24 protein-coding genes and 1 tRNA gene are annotated in these 24,690 nt (G+C 67.0%); 16 read left to right on the top strand and 9 right to left on the bottom strand.

Annotation, left to right across the window (positions count from 1 at the left end):
* Nucleotides 1–126 precede the first annotated feature (126 nt).
* From WKB25_RS06930 to WKB25_RS06915, 4 genes are read left to right on the top strand one after another with little or no spacing between them, the layout of a single operon-like run.
* Nucleotides 127–1,746 (top strand): DNA cytosine methyltransferase, encoded by a 1,620-nt coding sequence (locus WKB25_RS06930; protein ID WP_340569616.1) that lies wholly within the window; start codon nucleotides 127–129, stop codon nucleotides 1,744–1,746.
* Complete coding sequence (locus tag WKB25_RS06925) at nucleotides 1,743–2,333, top strand: hypothetical protein (protein WP_340569615.1); 591 nt, start codon at nucleotides 1,743–1,745, stop codon at nucleotides 2,331–2,333. The genes WKB25_RS06930 and WKB25_RS06925 overlap by 4 nt, the downstream gene beginning before the upstream one ends.
* Nucleotides 2,330–2,641 carry a hypothetical protein gene (locus tag WKB25_RS06920; RefSeq protein WP_340569613.1) on the top strand — a complete coding sequence of 104 codons (312 nt, stop codon included), beginning with the start codon at nucleotides 2,330–2,332 and terminating at the stop codon, nucleotides 2,639–2,641. Before WKB25_RS06925 ends, WKB25_RS06920 begins: the two co-directional genes overlap by 4 nt.
* Nucleotides 2,628–2,843 (top strand): AlpA family phage regulatory protein, encoded by a 216-nt coding sequence (locus WKB25_RS06915; protein WP_340569612.1) that lies wholly within the window; start codon nucleotides 2,628–2,630, stop codon nucleotides 2,841–2,843. The genes WKB25_RS06920 and WKB25_RS06915 overlap by 14 nt, the downstream gene beginning before the upstream one ends.
* 65 nt (nucleotides 2,844–2,908) lie before the next feature.
* Here WKB25_RS06915 and WKB25_RS06910 read toward each other — a convergent pair.
* Nucleotides 2,909–2,998, bottom strand: a tRNA-Ser gene (locus WKB25_RS06910).
* A gap of 85 nt (nucleotides 2,999–3,083) precedes the next feature.
* Nucleotides 3,084–4,076: a LysR family transcriptional regulator gene (locus tag WKB25_RS06905; protein ID WP_025878750.1), complete on the bottom strand. Its 993-nt coding sequence runs from the start codon at nucleotides 4,074–4,076 to the stop codon at nucleotides 3,084–3,086.
* A 122-nt stretch (nucleotides 4,077–4,198) separates the two neighbouring features.
* Here WKB25_RS06905 and WKB25_RS06900 point away from each other — a divergent pair, with 122 nt between their 5' ends.
* Together WKB25_RS06900 and WKB25_RS06895 are read left to right on the top strand one after the other, a co-directional pair.
* Nucleotides 4,199–4,786, top strand: a complete 588-nt coding sequence (locus WKB25_RS06900; RefSeq protein WP_340569610.1) for an NAD(P)H-dependent oxidoreductase — start codon at nucleotides 4,199–4,201, stop codon at nucleotides 4,784–4,786.
* Nucleotides 4,787–4,916: 130 nt separating this feature from the next.
* Nucleotides 4,917–5,267 (top strand): ligand-binding protein SH3, encoded by a 351-nt coding sequence (locus WKB25_RS06895; RefSeq protein ID WP_340569608.1) that lies wholly within the window; start codon nucleotides 4,917–4,919, stop codon nucleotides 5,265–5,267.
* 244 nt (nucleotides 5,268–5,511) lie between these two features.
* Here the strand turns inward: WKB25_RS06895 and serS are convergent, their stop codons facing one another.
* Complete coding sequence (serS, locus tag WKB25_RS06890) at nucleotides 5,512–6,792, bottom strand: serine--tRNA ligase (protein ID WP_340569606.1); 1,281 nt, start codon at nucleotides 6,790–6,792, stop codon at nucleotides 5,512–5,514.
* Between the two features lie 113 nt (nucleotides 6,793–6,905).
* Here serS and WKB25_RS06885 point away from each other — a divergent pair, with 113 nt between their 5' ends.
* Together WKB25_RS06885 and WKB25_RS06880 are read left to right on the top strand one after the other, a co-directional pair.
* Nucleotides 6,906–7,550, top strand: coding sequence for an energy transducer TonB (locus WKB25_RS06885; RefSeq protein ID WP_025878754.1), 645 nt, complete (start codon nucleotides 6,906–6,908; stop codon nucleotides 7,548–7,550).
* Nucleotides 7,551–7,668: 118 nt separating this feature from the next.
* The gene (locus tag WKB25_RS06880) at nucleotides 7,669–8,235 is read left to right on the top strand and encodes an energy transducer TonB (protein WP_340569604.1); all 567 of its coding nucleotides are present in this window, start codon (nucleotides 7,669–7,671) and stop codon (nucleotides 8,233–8,235) included.
* 132 nt (nucleotides 8,236–8,367) lie between these two features.
* Here the strand turns inward: WKB25_RS06880 and aroA are convergent, their stop codons facing one another.
* The 4 genes from aroA to WKB25_RS06860 form a co-directional block, all read right to left on the bottom strand.
* A complete protein-coding gene (gene aroA / locus WKB25_RS06875; RefSeq protein ID WP_340569602.1) occupies nucleotides 8,368–9,675 on the bottom strand; it encodes a 3-phosphoshikimate 1-carboxyvinyltransferase in 1,308 nt (435 codons plus the stop codon).
* Nucleotides 9,676–9,749: 74 nt separating this feature from the next.
* Nucleotides 9,750–10,940, bottom strand: a complete 1,191-nt coding sequence (pheA, locus tag WKB25_RS06870; RefSeq protein WP_340569601.1) for a prephenate dehydratase — start codon at nucleotides 10,938–10,940, stop codon at nucleotides 9,750–9,752.
* A gap of 51 nt (nucleotides 10,941–10,991) precedes the next feature.
* Nucleotides 10,992–12,077, bottom strand: coding sequence for a 3-phosphoserine/phosphohydroxythreonine transaminase (serC, locus tag WKB25_RS06865; RefSeq protein WP_340569599.1), 1,086 nt, complete (start codon nucleotides 12,075–12,077; stop codon nucleotides 10,992–10,994).
* Nucleotides 12,078–12,330: 253 nt separating this feature from the next.
* A complete protein-coding gene (locus WKB25_RS06860) occupies nucleotides 12,331–13,140 on the bottom strand; it encodes an FHA domain-containing protein (RefSeq protein WP_340569597.1) in 810 nt (269 codons plus the stop codon).
* 124 nt (nucleotides 13,141–13,264) lie between these two features.
* Here WKB25_RS06860 and WKB25_RS06855 point away from each other — a divergent pair, with 124 nt between their 5' ends.
* From WKB25_RS06855 to WKB25_RS06845, 3 genes are all read left to right on the top strand, one after another.
* Nucleotides 13,265–13,540 carry a polyhydroxyalkanoic acid system family protein gene (locus tag WKB25_RS06855; RefSeq protein ID WP_025876985.1) on the top strand — a complete coding sequence of 92 codons (276 nt, stop codon included), beginning with the start codon at nucleotides 13,265–13,267 and terminating at the stop codon, nucleotides 13,538–13,540.
* Nucleotides 13,541–13,621: 81 nt separating this feature from the next.
* Nucleotides 13,622–14,113, top strand: a complete 492-nt coding sequence (locus WKB25_RS06850; RefSeq protein ID WP_340569594.1) for a phasin family protein — start codon at nucleotides 13,622–13,624, stop codon at nucleotides 14,111–14,113.
* A gap of 237 nt (nucleotides 14,114–14,350) precedes the next feature.
* Entirely contained in the window at nucleotides 14,351–15,373 is a 1,023-nt protein-coding gene (locus WKB25_RS06845) for a restriction endonuclease (protein WP_340569592.1), read from the top strand.
* A gap of 134 nt (nucleotides 15,374–15,507) precedes the next feature.
* Here the strand turns inward: WKB25_RS06845 and hutC are convergent, their stop codons facing one another.
* Together hutC and WKB25_RS06835 are read right to left on the bottom strand one after the other, a co-directional pair.
* Complete coding sequence (gene hutC, locus WKB25_RS06840; protein ID WP_059064582.1) at nucleotides 15,508–16,236, bottom strand: histidine utilization repressor; 729 nt, start codon at nucleotides 16,234–16,236, stop codon at nucleotides 15,508–15,510.
* A 28-nt stretch (nucleotides 16,237–16,264) separates the two neighbouring features.
* On the bottom strand, nucleotides 16,265–17,635 hold the full coding sequence (locus tag WKB25_RS06835) for a formimidoylglutamate deiminase (protein WP_340569589.1): 1,371 nt from the start codon (nucleotides 17,633–17,635) through the stop codon (nucleotides 16,265–16,267).
* A gap of 67 nt (nucleotides 17,636–17,702) precedes the next feature.
* On the opposite strand from WKB25_RS06835, the gene hutI reads away from it, so the two are divergent.
* From hutI to WKB25_RS06810, 5 genes are all read left to right on the top strand, one after another.
* Nucleotides 17,703–18,926, top strand: coding sequence for an imidazolonepropionase (gene hutI / locus WKB25_RS06830; protein WP_340569588.1), 1,224 nt, complete (start codon nucleotides 17,703–17,705; stop codon nucleotides 18,924–18,926).
* Nucleotides 18,923–20,464, top strand: coding sequence for a histidine ammonia-lyase (hutH, locus tag WKB25_RS06825; RefSeq protein WP_340569587.1), 1,542 nt, complete (start codon nucleotides 18,923–18,925; stop codon nucleotides 20,462–20,464). The genes hutI and hutH overlap by 4 nt, the downstream gene beginning before the upstream one ends.
* The gene (gene hutG / locus WKB25_RS06820) at nucleotides 20,461–21,315 is read left to right on the top strand and encodes an N-formylglutamate deformylase (protein WP_340569586.1); all 855 of its coding nucleotides are present in this window, start codon (nucleotides 20,461–20,463) and stop codon (nucleotides 21,313–21,315) included. The genes hutH and hutG overlap by 4 nt, the downstream gene beginning before the upstream one ends.
* Nucleotides 21,312–22,979: a urocanate hydratase gene (gene hutU / locus WKB25_RS06815; RefSeq protein WP_099820730.1), complete on the top strand. Its 1,668-nt coding sequence runs from the start codon at nucleotides 21,312–21,314 to the stop codon at nucleotides 22,977–22,979. The genes hutG and hutU overlap by 4 nt, the downstream gene beginning before the upstream one ends.
* A 201-nt stretch (nucleotides 22,980–23,180) precedes the next feature.
* Complete coding sequence (locus WKB25_RS06810; protein ID WP_340569584.1) at nucleotides 23,181–24,605, top strand: serine hydrolase domain-containing protein; 1,425 nt, start codon at nucleotides 23,181–23,183, stop codon at nucleotides 24,603–24,605.
* Nucleotides 24,606–24,690 lie beyond the last annotated feature (85 nt).

Raw genomic sequence — 24,690 nt, 5'->3', positions numbered from 1 at the left:
CCGCATCAACGACGGCCTGTACAAGGCCGTTGGCCAGGACAAGTCCATATTTCTGATCGTTGCGCCCATCAGCGGGGATGCACGCAAATGCCCTCTCACTGAAGCTGAGCGCCTGGCGAAATCTCGGTGGACCTGTTCGCCGGCGGTGGCGGCGCCAGCCAAGCCATCAAGGACGCATTGGGCGTCGATCCGGCGTTGGCCTACAACCATGATGAGCAAGCCATCGGCATGCACGCGGCAAACCACCCGTTCACCATCCACCATCGCGAGGACATTTGGCACGCCGACCCGTGTGTGGACGTTGCCGGTCGCCCGGTTGGCTGGCTGCACTTCAGCTCGGACTGCACGCACTTCAGCCAGGCAAAAGGCGGCCAACCACGCAGCCGCAAGATCCGCGCATTGTCATGGGTCGGGTTGAAGTGGATCGGCCAGCTCTTGGCAGCTGACAAGCGAAATGTCACCAACACCGCACCGCGGATCGTCTCGATGGAGAACGTGTGGCAGATCCTGACGTGGGGACCGCTCGTTGCAAAGCGCTGCAAGGTGACCGGGCGCGTCATCAAGATGGACGGGACTGTCGCAGCGCGCGGCGAGCGTGTGCCGGTTGGCAACCAGCAGCTGGTGCCCGACAAGCGCCACCTGGGCCGGACTTGGCGGCAGTTCATCGCCGCCCTTCGAAGCAAGGGCTATACCGTCGACTGGCGCCGACTGGACGCGAGCCACTTTGGCGCCGGCACCGACCGCGTGCGTCTTTTCATGGTAGGTCGCCGCGACGGTGAGGCCGTGCGTTGGCCCGAGCCGTCGCACGCAGGTCCCACTGCCCGCGAAAGAATGAAGGTGGCGGCGGACAGCATCGATTGGGATCTGCCCGGAACATCTATCTTCTCCAGGAAGCGCGCTCTGCGCCCCAACACGATCAAGCGACTCCTCTCCGGTGCCCAGCGAGGGAACTGGCCGCAACCGTACTTGGATGCGCTGGTAGCTCTGCGCGATGGCAAGCAGCCAGACCTTCGCGTCACCCCGCAGCAGGCTGACGAGATCGCGCAGCGGTTCGGCCACAAGACCGGCCTGATACTTGCGACCGGCAGCGGCGGCGTGGCGCGTGAGGTGGGGTGCAGACCGATCCCGACGATCACCACCGGCGGCGCAGGCAGTGATCGGCCAGGCTGTGCTCGCCCGCACTTCGTCCGTCCCATCATCGTCCACCGGCACAACTCTGCTGGCGGCCGCGGGGCTCGCTCTGTCGATGAGCCGGCGCCAACGATCCTTACCGGTGGTGCCGGCAACCTGGCGGAACCGATCATTGCCCCGTACTACGGCAACGGCAGCGGAACCACAGGCCAGCCCTGTAGCAAGCCAATTCCGACCATGACGACTAAGTGCCGCTTCGGCCTGGCTGAGCCGGTCGTCGTCAGCACCTGCAATTCAAGCTCGGCCGGCGTCAGGCTCGCCAGCGACCCGGTGCGCACCATCACTACTGCCAAGGGCGGTGATATGGCGGTAGCCGAGCCAGTGCTGATCGAATACAGAATCGACATTCTGTACCGCATGCTGGTAAAGCGGGAGCTGTTCAACGCTCAGGGCTTCCCCCCGGACTACATCATCGATCGCACGGCCGATGGTCGACCGATCACTACTACCGCCGCAGTGCGTATGGTCGGCAACAGCGTCAGCCCTCCGCCGTTCTGCGCGCTTGTATCTGCAAATCTGGACCCGGTGCCAGTGGGCATGGCGGTGGCAGCGTGAGCGCGGCGCAGTTCCCGATTGGCCCAGCCGCCGTGGCCGACGCCACCAAGGCGTCATCGCCGGTCGCCGCGGTTGTCTCTGCCATGCGACGCATCGACCCCGCCGGCGGTCCCGTTGCCGCCGACCAGGTCCGCGCCTGGGCCGACACCCTGATGGCCGAGCTTTACTCGGCTCACGTGGCCCGCTGGGAGTACCGCCACGCGGACGACTTCGCGCCGGGCTGCTGGGTAGAGGCCAACGCGGAACAGGTCTACTACGGCCCGCAGCGTGGCCTGGTGATACGCGCCCTGTTCGACAAGCCGCGCGTGCCGCAGCCGGAGAAGGAACACGTGTTCAAGAACCGCACCTGCACCAGGTGCGGCGCCCCCGAATACTGGGCAGGCCCGGATTGCATGCCGACAGCGCAGCCGGTCGATCCGCGCACCCGGCTCCCCTTCGATCCGCGCTGGCTGGTCCAGCCGCTGCAGTGGCTGCGCGACGCCGGCCCGTTTGCCCTGAACCGTTTCGACCGGGAACACCGGGCCAAGCAAGCCTCCTTCCTGCTGGAAAAGCTGCAAGCCCACATTACGGAGTGCGAAAAGCCATGACACAGAAGCAGATCAGCCATCCCGAAGGCCTGCCCAACTGCGCCGCTGGGCATCGCGCGCGTCACATCCACGACGAGCGGCGCGCGAGCGCCGGTGGTGGCCACCTGGTCGAATGCTGCTGCAGGTCGACCAGCAAGAAGGCGGACGCCGATGCAGCGCTGGCCGAGTGGCGGCGGATTAACCGGCCGGCACGGAGCCCACGCGCCGTGCCGACCGCGCCCGGCAACGTCGTGCAGTTCAAGCTGGGTCTGGCTGAGCAACTACCAAAGCTGCAGCGCGCGGCAGGAGGTAACCATGGGCGCGGCTGAAAAATTGGAAGAGCTGCTGTCACTGGACCGCGTGCGGCAGATGACCGGCATGGGCACCACCTTCATATATGGCGAGATCAAGGCCGGCCGGTTCCCGCGATCAATACGCATCGGAAGGCGAGCACTGTGGATACAATCCGAGGTGCAAAGCTGGGTTCGGCAGCAGATCGCGCTGAATCGTACTTCGCAGGTGGATGGGTAAGCGGGCGGGTAGCAATAGCTGAGACAAAGAAAAAGCCCCTATTTCTAGGGGCTTTTCGAAAATTCTGGCGGAGAGAGTGGGATTCGAACCCACGGAAGGTTTAACCCTTCGCCGGTTTTCAAGACCGGTGCCTTAAACCGCTCGGCCATCTCTCCGTATCGGCCCAGCCTGCTGGCCGGGCACGCATTCTCGCACGACCGGGCGATTTGCCCAAGACCGTCATTCCATCGGACCTGGACTTCAGCCCGCGTCCACCGCCAACGCACCCAGCGCACTGGCCTTGATGCGCTCCTTGGCCTTCTCGCAGGCGCCACCGCAATCCAGACGCGAGGCCTCCAGCTGCGGCGGCAGGTGCTCGGCCAGGAAGTCGATGAACACCCGCACCGCCGGCAGCAGGCCGCGGCGCGAAGCGAACACGGCGTGGCACACACCCTGCGGCAGCGACCAGTCCGGCAGCACCACTTCCAGCTCACCATTGCGCACGGCATCGGCGCATACGGTTTCCGGCAGCATGGTGATGCCGAAACCGTCCTTCACCATGCTCTGCAGCAGCGGGAAGTCGAAACCGGCCACGCGCGGCTGCAGGTCCACCCGGCGCACCGCGCCTTCCGGTCCGTGCAGCTCCCAGCGCTGGCGCGCCTCGTCCTCACTGATGCTCAGGGTGACGTGGTTTGCCAGTTCTTCCGGGTCCTTCGGGCGGCCGGCACGGTCCAGGTACTTTGGGCTGGCCACCAGCAGTTCCTGCACCTGGCCGAAGCTGCGCATCACCAGACTGCCGTCGTCGTCCAGCCGCGAACGTACGCGCAGGGCCACGTCGTAGCCTTCGTTGATGATGTCCACGCGGCGGTTGCTGATGTTCAGCTGGAGCCGCACCTTCGGGTACTGCTCGAGGAACTTGGGCAGCAGCTTGGGCAGCTGCATCTGCGCCAGCGATACCGGCACGCTGGCGCGCACCAGGCCACGTGGCTCGGCGCTGAGGCGGTCCACCACCTCGCGCGCGGCCTGCGCCTCGGCCAGCATGGTCTGGGCGTGGCGGTGCACGCTGGTACCGACGTCGGTGACGGCAAAGCGGCGCGTGGAGCGCTGCAGCAGGCGCACGCCCAGGTCGGTTTCCAGCTGGCTGATACGGCGGCTCAGGCGCGACTTGGGGATGCCCAGTGCGCGCTCGGCGGCGGCGAAACCGCCGTGGTCGACCACCATCGCGAAATAGTACAGATCATTCAGGTCATGCATACCCGAGTTCCATTAGTAGAACAATACGTGGCATTCAACCACCTTTATCCCGCCCTTGCAACAACCTATTGTTCTCTCCGTCGGCGGCAAGTCCGCCACCTCTCCCGAACATAGGTACTGCCATGAAGCTTCTGCACATCGACGCCAGCGTGCTTGGCGACAACTCCGTCTCCCGCCACCTGACCGCCGCCGTGGTGGCCCAGTTCAAGCAGCAGATCGACGGCCTGCAGGTTGATTATCGCGATCTTGACGCCAATCCGGTACCGCATCTGCGTAGTGGTTCGCTGGCCAAGACCGATCCGGCCGAGGCCGCCGATGCTGAACAGGTGCTCGAGCAGTTCCTGGCTGCCGACATCGTGGTGATCGGCGCGCCGATGTACAACTTCAGCGTGCCCTCCACCCTGAAGGCCTGGATCGACCGCGTGGCGGTGGCCGGGCGCACCTTCAAGTACACCGAGAACGGCCCGGTGGGCCTGGCCGGTGGCAAGCGGGTGATCGTGGTCAGCAGCCGTGGCGGCATCTACACCGATTCGCCGGCCGACTTCCAGGAGCCCTTCCTGCGCCAGACGTTCGCCTTCTGGGGCATCAACGACATCGAGTTCGTGCGCGCCGAGGGCGTTGCCTACTCGCCCCAGCACCGCGAAGACGCGATTGCCGGCGCACTGGCAGCGCTGCCGTCGCATGAGCCGGCGGAAGTGGCAGCGGCGTAACGCGTTCCAGCGTTCGGCGCCTCTCTCCCTCGTCTGGGCGCTGAACGCGGGCCGGGATTCCCTCCCCCATCCCGGCCCACCCTGGCGGCCCTGCTTTTGCGGGGCCGTTTTTTTTTGCCAGCATGAGGCGATGGACTACATCGTGACGGCTGCGCATCGCAGCGAATTTCCGCACCCGATCACCCTGCACCGTGGGCAGGCGCTGGTGGTGGGCGAGCGTTATGAGGGGCCGGAGGGTTGGGAAGACTGGTTCCTGTGCGAGGCCGAGGGGCAGCAGCCGGGGTTCGTGCCGGCGCCGGTGATCGGTCGTGATGCGCAGGGTGGCGCGTTTGCCACGGAGGACTACTGCGCGCGGGAGTTGGATGTGGACCCGGGGCAGCCGTTGCGCGGCGTGCGCACGCTCAATGGGTGGGCGTGGTGTGTGCCGGAGAGTGGGGAGGCGGGCTGGGTGCCGCTGGAGAAGCTGCGCGTAGTGGGTTGATGGATTGCGCTATCCACGCATGGCGTGGATCTACTGCAAAGCTTGAGGCCCCAGGTGAGTGGATATTGCACCCCACCGGTAGATCCACGCCATGCGTGGAGGCCGCACCGCGTCGGTAGATCCACGCCATGCGTGGATGAGGTGCCATGCAAGCATGGCACCCACCAAAACCAGAGCAGTGCCATGCAAGCATGGCACCCACCAAACCCAAAGCAGTGCCATGCAAGCATGGCATCTACCGGGTTCAGCCGATGGTTTCGATACCGCCCATGTACGGGCGCAGGGCTTCAGGCACGGTGATGCTGCCGTCGGCGTTCTGGTAGTTCTCCATCACTGCGATCATCGCGCGGCCGACCGCCACGCCCGAGCCGTTCAGGGTGTGCGCCAGCTCCGGCTTGCCGGTGGCCGGGTTGCGCCAGCGGGCCTGCATGCGGCGGGCCTGGAAGTCGCCACAGTTCGAGCACGAGGAAATCTCGCGGTAGGTCTCCTGCGACGGCAGCCAGACTTCCAGATCGTAGGTCTTGATGGCCGAGAAGCCCATGTCGCCGGTGCACAGCAGCACCTTGCGGTACGGCAGGCCCAGCTTTTCCAGCACCACTTCGGCGCAGCGGGTCATGCGCTGGTGCTCGACGTCGCTGTCTTCCGGGCGGCAGATCGAGACCAGCTCGACCTTCTCGAACTGGTGCTGGCGGATCATGCCGCGCACGTCGCGGCCGCCGCTGCCAGCTTCGGAACGGAAGCACAGCGAGTGGGCGGTCATGCGCAGCGGCAGGCGCTCGGCGTCGAGGATCTCGTCACGGGCAATGTTGGTCAGCGAGATTTCCGAGGTCGAGATGAGGTAACGCTTCTGCTCACCCAGCTGGGTGATGAACATGTCTTCTTCGAACTTGGGCAGCTGGCCGGTGCCGTACAGGCTATCGGCGTTGACGATCACCGGTACGTTGGTTTCCTGGTACTCGTGCTCGCCGCTGTGCAGGTCGAGCATGAACTGGGCCAGGGCACGGTGCAGGCGCGCGATCGGGCCACGCAGCACGGTGAAGCGCGAGCCGGACAGCTTGGCAGCGGTCTCGCCGTCCAGCCACTTGTTGCGCGCGCCCAGTTCGACGTGGTCGAGCACCTTGAAATCGAACTGGCGCGGGGTACCCCAGCGCGACTGCTCGACGTTCTCGCTCTCGTCGGCGCCGGCCGGCACGTCATCGGCGGGGATGTTCGGGATGCCCATCGAGATCGTATCGATCTTCTCGCGCAGCTCGTCCAGGGCCACTTCCGAGGCCTTCAGCTCATCGGCGAAGGCGGCCACCTCGGCCATGATGGCCGAAACGTCCTCGCCCTTGGCCTTGGCCTGGCCGATGGCCTTGGAGCGGCTGTTGCGCAGGCTCTGCAGCTCCTGGGTACGCACCTGGATGCGCTTGCGATCCGCTTCCAGTGACTCCAGGGCAGACACGTCGAGCTCGAAGCCGCGGCTGGTGCGCAGGCGTTCGGCGAGGTCGGCGGGCTGGTGGCGGAGCAGGGCTGGATCAAGCATGGCAGGCGTCGTGGTGGGTAACAGGAACGGGATTATCGCCTGTTATACGGAATTCTGCCGCCCGGTTCATTCCGGCCGTGGCAGAATCGAGGCATTCCGTACCGGTCTGGTCCATGTCTGCTCCCCGTCCGTCGCCTGCCAAGTCGTTCACCGTGCATATCCCGCGCAACGCCCTGAAGATCGCCGGCATCGCCTTCGGCGTGGGCATCCTGCTGTTCGTGCTGGTCTGGCTGACCGGTCGCGACAAGGAATTCTTCCGCGCCGACCCGGCCGCACAGACGCCGCAGGAAACCGCGCAGGTGGAACCGCTGCCCGAGCCGCTGGCTGCGGCCGCAGGTTCCAGCGACATGCCCGACGCCAAGCCCGCCCCGGTGCCGGACGAAGAAGATGCACCGAAGCTGGTCGAAACCGCCCCGCCCCCGCCGCCGGCCACGGTTGAGCCAGCCCCGGCCGCGCCGGGCACTGCGGCGCCGGCAACCGCCAATGCGCAACCGATGCCGATTGCCGGCCAGTCGCCGCCGCCGGCCTACCCGGCCGCCGCCCTGCGACGCGGTGAAGCGGGCAGCGTGGTGGTGCGCGTGGAGGTGGACGCCACCGGATACCCCAACAACGTGACGGTGATCCAGCGCAGCGGTTCGCGCGAACTGGACCGTGCGGCAACGGACGCGGTGCGTCGCTGGCGCTTCAGCCCGGCAGTGAGCAATGGCCAGCCGGTGCCCGGCAGCATTGAAGTGCCGTTCGACTTCAAGCCGCAGTAACTGAACGCTTCCCCGCAGAAAAGCTGAACCTTGCAGGACGCGTTGACGCAACACTGACACGCTTCGACGCCGCCTCGGGCAACACTCTGGGCGTCGTTACTGACGCGAGGAGTTTGCGATGACTGCCACTACCCACGAAAACCTTCATTCCCCGCAGCTGCAGCAGGATGGCGCGCTTGCGCCCCGCTCGGCCTCTCTTTGGCTGTGGCTGGCCCTGATCGTGGCGATGTTCGCCGCCGCGCTGGTCTGGCTGCGCTTTGCCAACCATGACGAGGTTGCGCCAGCGCCGGTGAGTGAGCGCATGCTGCCGGCCACTGAAACACCGGTTGCCATCGCACCGGCCCCCGCTACGCGCCAGGCCGCGCCCGCGCAGAGCGAGCGCAAGGCGGCTCCGGCCGTACGCAACCGTGAGGCGCGTCCGCTGGCCAGCAACAGCAAGCCCAGCTATCCGGCCCCCGCGCTGCGTAGTGGCGTGCAGGGCAGCGTAGTTGCCAGCTTGAACGTGGATACCCGCGGCAACGTGACCAATGCGGCGATCGTGTCGCGCAGCGGTGAACGCAGCCGCGATCTGGACCGCGCCGTGTTGAACACCGTGCAGGCTTGGAAGTTCGAGCCGGCGGTGCAGCAGGGCCGTGCCGTGGCCAGCGTGGTGCGCGTACCGGTGGATTTCCGCACCGAGCGTTGATCTTCGCTAGCGCCTGAAATGGAAACGGAGGCTTCGGCCTCCGTTTTTTTGTGCGCAGAAGCGTGCCAACCAAGGTTGGCACCTACCAGGCCATGTGATCCGCCAGGCCACGCCTGGCGGATGCGGTGCCGATCAAGCCAGGTTGAAGCCGGCGCTGCGGGCCAGGCCGTCGAAGTCCGGGAAGGACGTTGCGACGTTGGCGATGTCGTTGATGCGCACTTCACCATGGCTGATCTGGCCGGCAATGGCGAAGGCCATCGCGATCCGATGATCCCCGTGGCTTTCAATGGTGCCACTGCCCAGCGCTACGCCGCCGTGCAGGGTGGCGCCATCTTCGGTTTCGTCCACCTGCATGCCCAGCGCGCGCAGGCCGGTCGCCATCGCCGCCAGACGATCGGATTCCTTCACCCGCAGTTCGGCGGCGCCGGTCACCACGGTCTGCCCTTCAGCGGCGGCAGCGGCCACGAACAATGCCGGGAACTCGTCGATCATGTCCGGCACCAGTTCCTCGGGAATGCGCGCGCCCTTCAGCGGCGCGTAGCGCACCACCAGGTCGGCCACCGGTTCCCCGCCCTGCTCTGCTGGGTTCTGTTCGGTGATGTCCGCGCCCATCAGGCGCAGCGCGTGCAGCAGGCCGGTACGGCGCGGATTGAGGCCGACCTGCTTCAGGCGCAGCTCGGAACCGGGAATGATGCTGGCCGCGACCAGGAAGAATGCGGCCGAGGAGAAGTCGGCCGGCACCACGATGTCGGTCGCGCGCAGGCGCTGGCCGCCGCGCAGGCGCGCCTTGCCCGGCGAGAACGCGATGTCCACGCCGAACGCGGACAACATGCGCTCGGTGTAGTCGCGGGTCGGGTGCGGTTCGGTCACGCTGGTCTCGCCATGCGCGTACAGGCCCGCCAGCAGCACGGCGGACTTGATCTGCGCGCTGGCCACCGGCGAGGTAAAGTCGATGCCGTGCAGTGTCTGCCCGCCATGCACGTGCAGCGGCGGCGTGCCGTCTTCCTCGGTGTCGATCTTCGCGCCCATCTGCGACAGAGGAGCGGTGACGCGGCGCATTGGACGGCCGGACAGCGATTCGTCGCCGACCAGCGTGCAGTCGAATGCCTGACCGGCCAGCAGGCCGGCGAGCAGACGCATGCCGGTGCCGGCGTTGCCGCAGTCCAGCGGTGCGCTGGGTGCCTGCAGGCCGTCGATGCCGACGCCATGCACGATGCGCTGCGACGCGCTGGGGGTTTCGATGCGCACGCCCAGCTGGCTGAAGATGCGCGCGGTGGCGCGGGTGTCTTCGCCTTCCAGGAAGCCTTCGATATGCGAGGTGCCGTCGGCCAGGGCGGCGAACATCACCGAGCGGTGCGAGACCGACTTGTCGCCGGGAATGGTCAGGCTGCCCTGCAGGGGCTGGCCCTTGCGGGCGATCCAGTGCTGCGCGTTGCTCATCGTTGAATGGTTCCGTAAACGCCGGGTCGCCGGCGGTGCATCAGGGGCGGCGGCCGCAGCCGCCGCAGCAGGGATCAGGGCACGGCCACCGGATAGGAGCCAAGCACCTTGATCTGCGCCGAGTGCGCTTCCAGTTCGGCCAGTGCGGCCTGCATCGGCGCGTCGTCGATATGGCCGGCCAGGTCGATGAAGAAGCCGTATTCCCACTTGCCGTGGTGCGAGGGACGCGACTCGATGCGGTTCATGCTGATGCCATGGCGCGCGAACGGGCTGAGCACATCGAACAGCGCGCCAGGCTTGTCATGGATGAACACCAGTACTGAAGTACGGTCGTGGCCGGAGGTCGGGAAGATGTTGCGGCCCACCACCAGGAAACGGGTGGTGTTGTCGGCATCGTTCTGGATCGGCTTGGTGACGACCTTCTTCAGGCCGTACACGTGGCCTGCGCTCTCGCCGCCAATGGCTGCAGCGTCGTCGGCATTGCGCGCACGGCGCGCGCCTTCGGCATTGCTGGCCACCGGGATCTTCTCGGCCTTGGGCAGATTGGCGCGCATCCATGCCGAGGTCTGCATGAACGACTGCGGATGGCCGTAGACGCGTTCGATGTCTTCGATGCGGCCGCTGCGCGACATCAGGTACTGCTGCACGCGCAGTTCCACTTCGCCGCAGATCTTCAGGTTGGAGGTGAGGAACATGTCCAGGGTGATCTGGATGGTGCCTTGCCCCGAGTTCTCCACCGGCACCACGCCGAAATCGGCGTTGCCCGCTTCCACTTCCTGGAACACTTCTTCGATGCTGGCCATCGGCAGGCCCAGCGCCGAGCGGCCGAAGTGCTTGAGCACGGCCTGCTGGCTGAAGGTACCTTCCGGGCCGAGGTAGCCGATCTTCAACGGCTCCTGCTGGGCCAGGCAGGCCGACATGATTTCGCGGTAGACATGCACCAGCAGTTCATCGCTGAGCGGGCCTTCGTTGCGGTCCACCACCATGCGCAGCACCTGCGCCTCGCGCTCGGGGCGGTAGTAATCGACGGCAGCGGCGAGCTTGCCCTTGGCCTTGCCGACCTGGTGGGCGAACTGTGCGCGCTCGGCGATCAGGCTCTGGATGTCACGGTCGATCTGGTCGATCTTCGAACGCACATCGGCCAGCGCCAGTGGCGCCAGGGTCGGCGCCGCGGTTGCCTTCGACTTGCCCTTGGGCTTGGAGGTGGCGCCGTCCTTGGCCGGCTCGGCCTTCTTCGACGCCTTCTTGCTGGGTTTGCTTGCCATCGGAATTCCTTGTTGCGGGGCGCGCACCCGACGATGCGCGCCGTTCATTGCTCAGCCGTGACGCTGCTGGAAATCAGCCATGAAGGCGACCAGCGCCTCGGCCCCGGCCAGCGGCATGGCGTTGTAGAGCGACGCACGAATGCCACCGACCACCTTGTGACCCTTCAACGCCAGCAGGCCGGCGGCCTTGGCTTCGGCGACGAAGCGGGCATCGAGGTCGGTGTTGGGCAGGAAGAACGGGATGTTCATCCGCGAGCGCGCCGAATGCGCGACCTCGTTGCGGTAGAAGCCGCCGGAGGCATCGATGGCGCCGTACACCAGCGCGGCCTTGGCAGCATTGCGCTTGGCGAACTCGACCACGCCACCTTCGGCCAGCATCCACTTGAACACCAGGCCAGCCAGGTACCAGTTCCAGGTGGGCGGCGTGTTGAGCATGGAATCGCGGGCGACGTGCGAGCGGTAGTCGAAGATGTCCGCACGCGGCTGGCCACTGCGCTCCAGCAGGTCGCGTCGGATGATCATCACCGCGATGCCGACCGGCCCCAGGTTCTTCTGCGCACCCGCGTAAATCACGCCGTAGCGGCGTACATCCAGCGGCTCGCTGGCGATGGACGAGCTGAAATCGGCCACCAGCGGCACGCTGCCGGTCTCGGGCACATCACGGAACTCGACGCCGTGGATGGTCTCGTTGGCGGTGATGTGCACGTAGGCAGCATCGGGCGACAGCTGCCAGCCGGCGCGCTCGGGCAGTTGGCGATAGCCTTCGGCCTCGCTGCTGGCGGCGATGTTGACGTCCACGTAGGGACTGGCCTGCTTGACTGCGGTCTTGCCCCAGTGGCCGGTGACCACGTAGTCGGCGCGCTGGCCGGGGCTGGCGAAGTTGAGCGGGATCAAGGCCTGCTGGGTGGTGGCGCCACCGGGCAGGAACAGCACCGCATAGTCCTCGGGGATGTCGAGCAGGCGACGCAGGTCGGCCTCGGCCTCGGCCGCCACGGACATGAATTCCGGTCCGCGATGGCTCATTTCCACGATGGAGGCACCGCTACCGTGCCAGTCCAGCATTTCCGCCTGCGCCTGGCGCAGGACCGATTCCGGCAACGTCGCAGGGCCGGCACTGAAGTTGAACGCGCGCGTCATGGCACACCTGTGGGGCAAGACCCCTAGTATGCCGCACTGCACCAGCCTTGCGGCCTTGTGGCGCAAGGGAAATTTGGTTGCATCCGTATCCATTTGCCGCGCGCGGTGCGGGGCCGTGCATGGTCTTGGTAGCCGCCAACCTTGGTTGGCGTACGCCGGCAGGCGTCATGGGTGCGGAGGGAACGTGCCAACCAAGGTTGGCATCTACCAGAGCGAAGGCCGGTAGCGCCGGGCCATGCCCGGCGGATGCGGTTCAGCGCGCGCCGAACCAGAGCAGCAGGCTGAGCACCGCCGCCAGCAGCAACGCACTGCCCAGCAGCCACGGCCAGCGGCGCACCCGACGCGGGGCCGCAGGCACCACGGGCGCCTGTTCGGCTTCGTCGCTGCCTTCGTCATCGGCCAGCGGCGGGCGCCGGCGCGGGTCGTGCGGCACTTCCAGCACGAACCGGTGCTGGCCATCGAACACCACCTGGTCGCCAGCCTGCAGCCAGCAGTGGCGCACGGCAACGCCGTTGACCCGGGTGCCATCGGCACTGCCCAGGTCACGCAGCAATACCCGCTCGCCGTGTACTTCCACCCGCGCGTGCTGTTCGGCGAAGGCAGGCTCATCGATCTCGATGTCGACATCGCTGCCACGACCGATCACCCGCGTGCGCGACAGCGGGTAGCTGCGGCCATGATGCAGGCCACCGACACCGCGCAGCAGGCGCTGCTCGTCACCGCTGTTTTCAACGCTGGCGGCCGGCGCCGGTGCCTGCAGCAGGGTGTCGACCTCGCCCTGCAGGACCATTTCCACACCGTCCACATAAACTGCGTCACCCGCCCGCAGCAAGGCCATGCGCCGTACCGGGCGGCCGTTCACATGGATGCCGCGGATGCCGTTGCCGACCTGCAGCCAGAGGCCGCGGTCGTCCATGCAGAACTGCGCGAGCAGCAGTGCGCCGTTGCCTGCATCACCGAGGCGCACGCTGCCATTTGCCTGGCGCACGATGCGCTGCACCCCGGGCCGTAGCGGCTGGTCGGGCTGTTGTTGTTGACTGAAGTGAACTAGCAGGTTCTGCACGCGGCGCAGACTAGCAGGTTGGCCGCCCACGAAGAAGAACCTGCGATGAGCGCTTGGCGTGGGCGCTGTCGATGCGCACAATGCTCGCCCTCTCACTGATCCCCGCCCTGCGCCAGGAGCCTGCATGTCCACCATCGATGTCCGCCACGCCCATACCCTGCCCGACACCCAGGCGCGCGAGGCGATCGAACAGGTTGCCGCCAAGCTGGGCGAACGCTTCGGCCTGAAGTCGTCGTGGGCCGCCGACGTGTTGAACTTCTCCGGCAGCGGCGTGGACGGTGCGATCGAACTGCAGCCGGGCGCGGTGCGGGTGACGGCCAAGCTGGGCTTCCTGCTGTCGGCGATGAAGGGCATGGTCGAAAGCGAGATCCAGCGTGTGCTGAAGGAAAAGCTGGGCTGAACCTGCGCTGCGGCCATCACGGCCCAGCAACGTCGGCGCGCGCTACTCTCGGGGGTAGGCCCAACTCCCCCGGGGAATGCGATGAACCGTTACGAGAATGACGACCGCCGCGACGACGAGGCTGGCTTCGGCGACCAGGCAGAACGCTTTTCGCGCAAGCTGAGCGATTCGGCACAGCAGGTCTGGCTGGCCGGACTTGGCGCCCTGGGGCGCGCGCAGGCAGAAGGAGGCCGGTTCTTCGATGGCCTGGTGAAGGAAGGCGAAGCCTGGGAGGCCCGCCGCCGTGAGCGTAGCGGCGAGCAGGAACCGGGCTGGCGTGACAACGTCGAGCACTCGCTGGACGAAGCCCGCGAGAAGGCTTCTGGAACCTGGGACAAGGTCAACAAGGCGTTCGATGACCAGGTGCAGGGCGTGCTCAAGCGTCTGCACGTGCCGACCGCCGATGAAGTGACCGCGCTGGAAGCACGTATCGACGCGCTGACCGCGCGCCTGGCCAAGCTGGAACATCGCGCCTCCACCGACGTCGATGCCCCCTCGCCGGGCAGCCACCAGTCGCCAGGCGGCACGCCCTGAACCGCCCTTGTTGCAACGCAATAAATTTTCGTTGACAATCGCGTAGAACCCGCCAATCGCTTCGGCTGCCGTTTGTTCCCTCCCCTCACGGCTTCAGGATTGGCGGGTTTTTCGTGTCTGACGCATGCAGATCTGCGGGCTGCATCACGCTTGCTGTCGGGAGCCCCCTGACGCAATCGAGCGGTCGGCCCTTTACACTGTGGGCTTCCGTTTTCGCCCCTTCCGTCGTCGCCCTGCATGCTTCCCTGGATCCTGGCCCTGCTGTCGGCCCTGCTTACCTGCACCCTGACCACCGTCTACCTTTGGTGGTTCAAGCGCCGACGTACCGAAATGCAACTGGGCCTGCAGGCCCTGGCTGGCATGCACTGGCGCGAATTTTCCACCTTGATCAAGCGCATGCTGCGCGAGCAGCGCGGCCTGCGTGAACTGCAGGATCCGAGCGAGGAAAGCCGCGAGCCGAGCAGCGATTTCCTGCTCAGCGATGGCCCGAACACTTGGCGGGTGTCGTGCAAGCACGGTCTGGCCTATCGCATCGGCACCGCTGCGGTGAACGAACTGGGCGCTGCCGCGCGACTGGCGGGCGCCAAGGGCGGCATGCTGATCACCGAAGGCCGGGTTGAGCGCGATGGCCTGGGCGCTGCGGAGAAGCAGGCGGTGGAAGTGATCGATGGTCCGCGCCTATGGCCGCTGCTGCAGGCCTACCTGCCAACCGATGTTGACACCCGCGTGCGCGCGATCGCCCGCCATGAAGCGCTGCGCCGCATCGCCATCGCTGCACTGGCTTCAGTGACGCTGGGCCTGCTGGTCGGGCTTGGCCTGCAGGGCCTGCGCACCGAACAGGTGGACCCGACTCCGGCACCCGCCGTCGCACCCGTGGCACCCACGGCTGCGCAGCCGTTGCCGACGCCCGCCGCGCCGGACAAGGTTGCGGATGCGCCTGCCCAGTCGACTGCAGCAGCCGCGCCGGCACCACAGAGCGCCGACGACGCGCGCAGCAATCCCAACCCCGACGCTGCCACGCTGGACCGCTACCAGGCCGAACTGGCCCGCGCCCTGGCAGGGCAATCCGGCATCGCCAGCGGTGTCTGGCTGACCCGGCAGACGCTGGCGATCAACCGCACCGGCGAACTGGAAACAGTGTGGCCTCGCGTGTGCCAGGAAGTGCTGCGCTACCCTGGCCTGCGCAACGTGCGCGTGCAGCTCAACGCCCGCCCCGGCGTGGATGAGCCGGTGCGCTGGCGGCAGTGCGCGACGTATTGATGGGCTGAGGGGTATGGGGCCGAGCTTGTTCGACTGTTCGGCACCGCATCCACGCACGGCGTGGATCTACTCCCGGCGGGTTATTCCCGCTTGGGTGAAAGCGCCCAAGGAAGAAAACGAGCGTGGGTTCGCCTCTATCGCGCCCCTGGCGCGAAGCGGGCAACCAGGTCCCAGGCATCCCCCAGGAACATCTGACGCACGCGGGTGATCGGCTGTTCGCCGCGCCAGGTCAGGCGCTCGATCACCAGGCAGGCGGTACCGGGTTTCACGTCCAGCAGCTTGGCGGTGGGCGCGTCGGCGCCCCAGGCGCTGATACGGTGCTGGGCGCGTGTCCACGACACGTTCTGCAGCAGCCAGCTGCCCGGCGCAGTGGTACTGAAGTCCACCTCCAGCACCTCGGGCACGCCGACCGGGCTGATCAGGCGATGCTCCAGCGCCAGCGGCCGGCCATCGGCCAGGTGCAGGCAGCGCATCGCCAGCAACTGCTCACTGCCGGCCAGTTCCACCTCACCAGCATTGGCTGCCTCGGCCAGGCGCAGTTCGCGCTGCAGCAGGCGGTAGCCGTACTGATGCCCGCGCGAGCCGACCTCCATCGCGATGTCCGGGATCTCCAGCGCCACCTGCTCCAGGTGCGGTGGCTGCCGAGCCACGAACGAACCCGCCCGGCGGCGGCGCTCGATCATGCCGCTCTCGGCCAGCGCCGTCAGCACCTTGTTCACCGTCATCCGCGAGCAGCCGTACTGCTCCATCAACTCGTGCTCGTACGGGATACGGAAGCCCGGCGCCCACTCCCCGCTGAGGATGCGGCTTTCCAGGTCGCTGCGGATGCGCTGGTTGAGCGTGGCGGACTTGCTGGCCTTCACGTAGTGGGGTCTCGATGGTGGGAGGCGATCAGCCCAGCACGCCACGCAGGGCAGCGGCGAAGGCGGTGGTGATGGCCTCGCGCTGCAGGTGGCGGCCCTCGGCCACGCACTGGCGGCCATGGCGCCAGACCGATCGCAGCGCGCCATTACGTGCGGCGAACACCCAGCTGTCAAGCCATGCGTCACCGTGTCGCGCCTGCAGCGCAGGGTGCGCGGCATCCAGTTCAACCATGTCGGCGCTGGCACCCACCTGCAGGCCGGCAGCCACGCCAAGCGCCTGTGCACCACCCTGTAGTGCCCCCTCAAACAGGAAGCGACCGGTGCTGCGGCCGGCATCCGCGGCCAACACGTTGCGACCCCGCAGGGTCAGGCGCTGGCCGTATTCCAGCAGGCGCAGCTCCTCTGCGGCATCGATCAGCACGTTGGAATCAGAGCCGATGCCGAAGCGCCCGCCCTCGCGCGCGAAAGCCTGCATCGGGAACAGGCCGTCGCCCAGGTTGGCCTCGGTGATCGGGCACAGGCCGGCCACGGCCTTGCTGGCGACCATCTGCGAACGCTCGTCGTCAGTGATGTGGGTGGCGTGCACCAGGCACCAGCGCGCATCGACCGGCGCATGCTCGTACAGCCACTGCACCGGACGCCGGCCACTCCATGCCAGGCAGGCCTCGACCTCGCGCACCTGCTCGGCGATATGGATGTGTACCGGGCCATCGGTCAGCGGCAGCAACGCGCTCAGCTCCTCGCCGGTCACCGCGCGCAGGCTGTGCGGGGCGATGCCGAGCACCGCATCGGGCAACGTGGCCAGCGCGGCGCGGGCGCCATCGAGCAGCTGTGCGAACCCGTCTACGTCATGGATGAGGCGGCGCTGTGCCGGGTTCGGCGGCGCCCCACCGAAATCGGCGTGGGCGTAGAACACCGGCAGCAGGGTCAGGCCGATGCCGGTCTGCGCGGCCGCAGCAGCAATCCGCACGCTCATCTCGGCGCGGTTGGCGTAGGGGCTCCCATCGGCATCGTGGTGCAGGTAGTGGAATTCGCCGACGCGGGTGAAGCCGCTTTCCAGCATCTCCATGTAGGCCTGGGCAGCGATGGCCTGCACTGCGTCCGGACGCAGATGGGCCAGGAAGCGGTACATCAGTTCGCGCCAACTCCAGAAGCTGTCACCGTCGCCGCCGCCGATCTCGGTCAGCCCCGCCATGCCGCGCTGGAAGGCGTGGCTGTGCAGGTTCGGCAGGCCCGGCACCAGGATGCCCAGGCAGGTATCGCCGTCCTGTGCTGCCTGCCCGCGCGTGACCGCGGCGATGCGCCCCTCCTGCACCTGCAGGCGGACGTCGGCGGCCCAGCCGTCGGCCAGCAGGGCGTGGGCGGCATGGAAGGAGTGCGGGGAACGCGAATCGGACATGGCTGGACAACCCGAATTGGACGCCTATATTGTATAGACATATAAGCACAGCCGCGTTGTGGATGCCATGCTCGTCGATACCCTCTGGTCCAACGTCCACCTGATGACCCTCGATGGCGAGGGGTTGGGTGTCATTCGCGATGCAGCACTGGCCACCACCGATGGCCGCATCGTGCATGTCGGCCCCGCCGGCAGCGATGCCCATCTGCAGCCGATCACCCGCATCGACGGCGAAGGCCGCTGGATCTCGCCAGGCCTGATCGATTGCCACACCCACCTGGTCTACGCCGGCAACCGCGCCAACGAGTTCCAGCAGCGCCTGCAGGGCGTGAGCTATGCCGAGATCGCCCGTGCCGGTGGCGGCATTGTCTCCACCGTGCGCGCCACCCGCGCCGCCACTCCAGAACAGCTGGCGCGCGAAAGCCGCCCGCGGCTGCTGGCGATGCGCGCCGAAGGCGTGACCACCATCGAAATCAAATCCGGCTATGGCTTGACCCTGCAGGACGAGCGCAAGCAGCTGCAGGTGGCCCGCGCGCTGGGCGAAGAATGCCGGGTGAACGTGGTGCCGACCTTCCTGGGTGCGCACGCGGTGCCGCCGGGCCGCGAGGCCCAGGAATACACCGACGAGGTGTGCGAGGTGATGATCCCCGCCATCGCTGCCGAAGGCCTGGCCGAAGCCGTGGACATCTTCTGCGAGAACATCGCGTTCTCGCCGGCGCAGGCGCGCCAGGTCTTCGAAGCCGCGCGCGCGCACGGGCTGGCGATCAAGATCCATGCCGAACAGCTGAGCAACCAGCATGGCGCCGAACTGGCGGCCGGTTTCGGTGCGCTGTCGGCCGACCATATCGAACACCTGGACGACGCCGGCATTGCCGCGATGGCGGCCGCCGGTACCGTCGCCGTACTGCTGCCCGGCGCGTTCTATTTCACCCGCGATACCACCCTGCCGCCGATCGCCTCGCTACGCGCGGCCGGCGTGCCACTGGCGCTGGCCACCGACAGCAACCCGGGCACCTCGCCGCTGACCAGCCCGCTGCTGGCGATGAACATGGGCGCCACCCTGTTCCGCCTGACCGTGGACGAATGCATCGCCGGCTTCACCCGTGAAGCGGCGCGCGCGCTGGGCCATGGCGAGCGCATCGGCCGCCTGGCCGTCGGCATGGACTGCGACCTGGCGATCTGGGACATCGACGCCCCCGCCGACCTGGTCTATCGCATTGGATTCAACCCGCTGCACGCGCGCGTGGTGCGCGGACAGCCCGACCTGCCTGCCTCCTGGAGCAACACATGAGCAACACCCTGGTTCTTCGCCCCGGCCATGTCACCCTCGCCCAGTGGCGGCAGGCGTATCGCGGTGCGCCGCTGTCGCTCGACCCGGCCGCGTTGCCGGCGGTGCGTGACAGTGCCGCAACGGTGGCCGCCATCGTCGCCAAGGGCGCGCCGGTGTATGGCATCAACACCGGTTTCGGCAAGCTGGCCAGCGTGCGCATCGAACGCGAGGACCTGGCCACCCTGCAGCGGAACATCGTGCTTTCGCATGCCGCGGGCGTGGGCGAGCCGATGCCGGCGAATGTGGTGCGGCTGATGATGGCGCTGAAGCTGGTCAGCCTGGCCCAGGGTGCTTCCGGCGTGCGCGAGGAAACGCTGCTGCTGCTGGAAGCCATGCTGGTGAAGGGCGTGCTGCCGGTGGTGCCGGCGCAGGGCTCGGTCGGTGCTTCGGGCGACCTGGCACCGCTCTCGCACCTGGCCAGCGTGATGATCGGCGTCGGCGAGGCCTTCGTTGGTGATGAGCGCCTGCCCGCCGTGGACGCACTGGCACATGCCGGCCTGCAGCCGGTGGAACTGGGCGCGAAGGAAGGCCTGGCCCTGCTCAACGGCACCCAGTTCTCCACCGCGTATGCACTGGCTGGCCTGTTCGAGATCGAAACCGTGTTCCAGGCCGCACTGGTCACCGGCGCGCTGTCAGTGGAAGCGGCCAAGGGCTCGGACACGCCGTTCGATCCGCGCATCCATGCCCTTCGCGGACAGCGCGGGCAGATCGCCACCGCCGCCACCCTGCGTACGCTGATGCAGGGCTCGGGCATCCGCGAATCGCACCGCGACAACGACGTGCGCGTGCAGGATCCGTACTGCCTGCGCTGCCAGCCGCAGGTGATGGGTGCGGCGCTGGACATCCTGCGCCAGGCTGCGACCACGCTGGAAATCGAAGCCAACGGCGTGTCCGACAACCCGCTGGTGTTCACCGATACCGGTGAGGCGCTGTCCGGCGGCAACTTCCACGCCGAGCCGGTGGCCTTCGCCGCCGACATGCTGGCGATGGCGGTGTGCGAGATCGGCTCGATCAGCGAGCGTCGTCTGGCGATGCTGGTCGACCCGGCGCTGTCCGGCCTGCCGGCCTTCCTGACTCCGCGCCCCGGTTTGAATTCCGGCTTCATGATTCCGCAGGTGACCGCCGCTGCGCTGGTGTCGGAAAACAAGCAGCGTGCCTACCCGGCCAGCGTCGATTCGATCCCGACGTCGGCCAACCAGGAAGACCATGTGTCGATGGCCGCGCACGGCGCACGCCGACTGATGCAGATGGCCGAGAACGCGGCCAACGTGATCGGCATCGAGCTGCTGGCCGCCGCGCAGGGCTGCGATTTCCATGCGCCGCTGCGCTCCAGCACTGCACTGGAAAACGTACGTGCGACGCTGCGCGCACAGGTGCCGATGCTGGAAGAAGACCGCTACTTCCACCCGGACATGGTGATCGCGACCGATCTGGTTCGCAGCGGCGCACTGGCCAAGGGCCTGGTAGAGCTGCTGCCCACGGTGGAACCACAGGCATGAGCCGCCATCCCGATTGGCTGACCGTGCACGAGGGCGATGCCCCGCTGATCGTCAGCTTCCCGCACACCGGCAGCGAACTGCCGCATGACCTGATCGGCAACTTCCACTCGCCGTGGCTGGCGCGTCGCGATGCCGACTGGTGGGTGCATGAGCTGTACGACTTCGCACGCGGCATGGGCGCGACCACCGTGCGCTCGGCGATCTCGCGTTCGGTGATCGATCTCAATCGAGATCCCAGCGGCGTGTCGCTGTACCCGGGCCAGAACACCACAGGCCTGTGCCCGCTGACCACCTTCGACAACCAGCCGCTGTACCACGCGGGCCGCGAACCGGACGACGCCGAGATTGCCCGCCGCCGCGACACATATTTCGCGCCGTACCACGACGCGCTGGCCAAGCAGATCGCACGCCTGCGTGCACGCCACGACACCGTGGTGGTGTACGACGCGCATTCGATCCGCTCGCACATCCCGCACCTGTTCGATGGCGAGCTGCCGCAGTTCAACCTCGGCACTGCCGGGCCGTCCGGCGCACCGGACACGTCGTGCGACAACGTGCTGAGCGATGTAGTCGCAAACCTGCTGAAGATCAGCGGCATGAGCCACGTGCGCAATGGCCGCTTCAAGGGCGGCTGGATCACCCGCCACTACAGCAGCATTGCCGGTGGCGTGCACAGCCTGCAGATGGAGCTGGCCTGCCGCGGCTACATGCACGAGCCCCTGCCCGACCAGGTGGACGAGCACAGCTGGCCCACCCCGCTCGACCCCGACCACGCCGCACCGCTGCGCCACACCCTGGCGCAGGTGCTCAATGCCTGCCTTGAATTCGCTACGAACCGGAGCGCCGCATGACCCGCAACGACCCGTCCCGCACCATCGCCGCACCGACCGGCAGCACGCTCACCGCCAAGAGTTGGCTGACCGAAGCGCCGCTGCGCATGCTGATGAACAACCTGCACCCGGACGTGGCCGAGCGGCCGCAGGAACTGGTGGTGTACGGCGGCATCGGCCGCGCGGCGCGCGACTGGGAGAGCTTCGACGCCATCGTCGAAACGCTCAAGCGCCTGGACGACGACCAGACCCTGCTGGTGCAGTCGGGTAAGCCGGTGGGCGTGTTCCGCACCCATGCCGATGCACCGCGCGTGCTCATCGCCAATTCCAATCTGGTGCCGCGCTGGGCCAACTGGGACCACTTCAACGAGCTGGATAAGAAAGGCCTGGCGATGTACGGCCAGATGACCGCCGGCAGCTGGATCTACATCGGCGCGCAGGGCATCGTGCAGGGCACCTACGAAACCTTCGTGGAAATGGGACGCCAGCACTACAACGGCAGCCTGGCCGGCAAGTGGCTGTTCACCGGCGGGCTGGGTGGCATGGGCGGCGCGCAGCCGCTGGCCGCCGTGATGGCCGGCGCCTCGTGCCTGGCGGTGGAGTGCCGCAAGAGCAGCATCGAAATGCGCCTGCGCACCGGCTACCTGGATACCTGGACCGACAACCTGGATGAGGCGCTGCGCCTGATCGAAGAATCGTGCACCGCCAAGAAGCCGCTGTCGGTCGGCCTGCTCGGCAATGTTGCCGACGTGCTGGACGAACTGCTGATCCGCGGCGTGAAGCCGGACCTGCTGACCGACCAGACTTCCGCGCACGACCCGGTCAACGGTTACCTGCCGCAGGGCTGGACGGTGGAAGAATGGGATGCCAAGCGCGTAACCGCGCCCAAGGAAGTGGAGAAGGCCGCGCGTGCGTCGATGGCCAACCACATCCGCGCCATGCTCGGCTTCCACTCACTGGGCGTGCCGACCGTGGACTACGGCAACAACCTGCGGCAGATGGCGCTGGAAGAAGGTGTCGAGGACGCGTTCGATTTCCCGGGCTTCGTGCCAGCCTACATCCGGCCGCTGTTCTGCCGTGGCATCGGCCCGTTCCGTTGGGCGGCGCTGAGCGGCGACCCGGAAGACATCGCCAAGACCGATGCCAAGGTGAAGGAGCTGATTCCGGACAACCCGCACCTGCACCGCTGGCTGGACATGGCCGCCGAGAAGATCAAGTTCCAGGGCCTGCCGGCGCGCATCTGCTGGGTCGGTCTGGGCGACCGCGATCGCCTGGGTCTGGCCTTCAACGAGATGGTCGCCAATGGTGAGCTGAAGGCGCCGGTGGTGATCGGTCGTGACCATCTGGACAGCGGCAGCGTGGCCTCGCCGAACCGCGAAACCGAAGCAATGGCCGACGGTTCCGATGCGGTGTCCGACTGGCCGCTGCTGAACGCCCTGCTCAACACCGCCAGCGGTGCGACCTGGGTGTCGCTGCACCATGGCGGCGGCGTCGGTATGGGCTTCTCGCAGCACGCCGGCATGGTGATCGTCTGCGATGGCACTGAAGCCGCAGCCAAGCGCATTGCACGCGTGCTGTGGAACGACCCGGCCACCGGCGTGATGCGCCATGCCGATGCGGGCTATGAGATCGCGATTGAATGCGCGAAGGAGAAGGGTCTGGATCTGCCGGGGATTCTCGGCTGATCGCATCCCTGCACGGCTGCCGCCGGGCATGGCCCGGCGCTACCGGAACTACCTGTAGAGCCGAGCCCATGCTCGGCTCGATCTTTTTCCGAGTGCACGACGCCTGGCCCAAAGTCAGCCGAGCATCGGCTCGGCTCTACCTGCTTGACCCGCTCTCCCACCGTGACCAAGATGCGCCATCGCCGCAAACGGAACACCGCGATGTACCGCACGCTTGCTGCCGTATTGCTCTGTGCCCTGGCCATCGCCCTGCCCGCTTCAGCGCGTGACGTTCCAGGCGACCTCACCGCGCAGCTGGACGCACAACTGCAGGCCAACCGCGAGCGCTACGGCATCGCCGGGCAGGCAGTACTGGTCGCCCACAACGGAAAAGTGCTGTACCAGGGCGCCAGCGGCGAGCGCGATCCAGTCACCCATGCACCAGCCACGGTCGATTCCATCTTCGCCGCGCAGTCGATGGCCAAGCTGCTGACCAGCACCCTGGTGATGCAGTTGGTGGACCAGGGCAATGTGGATCTGGATGCACCGGCCAGCCGCTATGTGCCGGACCTGCCGCCCGCATGGCAGACGATCCATGTGCGCGACTTTCTCAACCACAGCTCGGGCATCGGTGAGTACTACGACCGCGTGGACAACCGCTGGATAAGCAAGGGCTACACCGGCGTGGCACCCGATCTTGCTGCTGCGTTGAAGGTGGCCGGTTCGGCACCGATGCAGTTCGGAACCGGCAGCCGCGTGAAGTACACGCAGGCCAACTACCTGGTGCTCACCGCGTTGCTGGAAGCGCATTACCGCAAGCCCTACCCGGCCATCGCGCGCGAGCGCATCCTGCAACCGCTGAAGATGACCAGCACCTCGTGGGGCGTAGCCAGCGTACCGGCGAAGCGCGCTGCGGTGCCTTACATCGGCAAGGAGGGCCAACTGCAGCAGGCCAACGAAGAACCCTGGCCGAACTACGGCTGGGGCCATGCCGATCTGCAGACCACCGTGGGCGACATGAGCCGCTTCCTGCAGGCGCTGGCAACCGGCAAGCTGGTGCGTACGGCAACACTCGAAACGCTGTGGCAGCCACAGAAATTGACCGGTGGCGGCAGCAACTTCTTCTCCACCGGGTGGGATACCACCCGCAGCGACGGCCATACCCAGGTCGGCCACGATGGTGGCACCCGCGTACGTGCGCGGCTGGCCTACAAGGGCACGCTGGCCAGCGGTTACTGGGTGTTCGTGTACCTGACCAACGGCAGCGCCCGCAATGTCTGGTCGAGCACGCTGGTGGAGAGCACGATGGCGGTGGCCGCGCCGGGCGAGTTTCCGCATCCGGCACTGTCTGAACGCTTGATCGGCTACGCCTTGGGCAGCGAAAGCGCCCTGCATTCATGGCTGCGCGAACGCACTGGCATTCCTTCCAATGAGCTGGAGCGGGCCATCAACGCAACCGGCTACGCGATCCGCAACAATCTGGGTGATCGACCCGCACTGAAGGTATTCACCCTCAATACCGCGCTGTATCCCACCTCGGCCAATGCCTGGGACAGCCTGGCCGAATGCCATGCAGCGCTGGGCGAAAGAGAGATCGCCGAGGCCCTGTACAAGAAGTCGAAGAGATTGGCGAAACAGCCGCTGTAGGGCTGATCCACGCTCGGCTGCGATGCCAAGAGCAGCCGAGCATGGGCTCGGCTCTACACGTATCGCGCGGCCCAGACCCACCCGG

The organism is Stenotrophomonas sp. G106K1 (assembly GCF_037969685.1).
Taxonomy (GTDB): Bacteria; Pseudomonadota; Gammaproteobacteria; order Xanthomonadales; family Xanthomonadaceae; genus Stenotrophomonas; species Stenotrophomonas lactitubi.
Note: the sequence above shows the minus strand (reverse complement) of the source record. Positions and strands in the feature narration are given on the sequence as shown.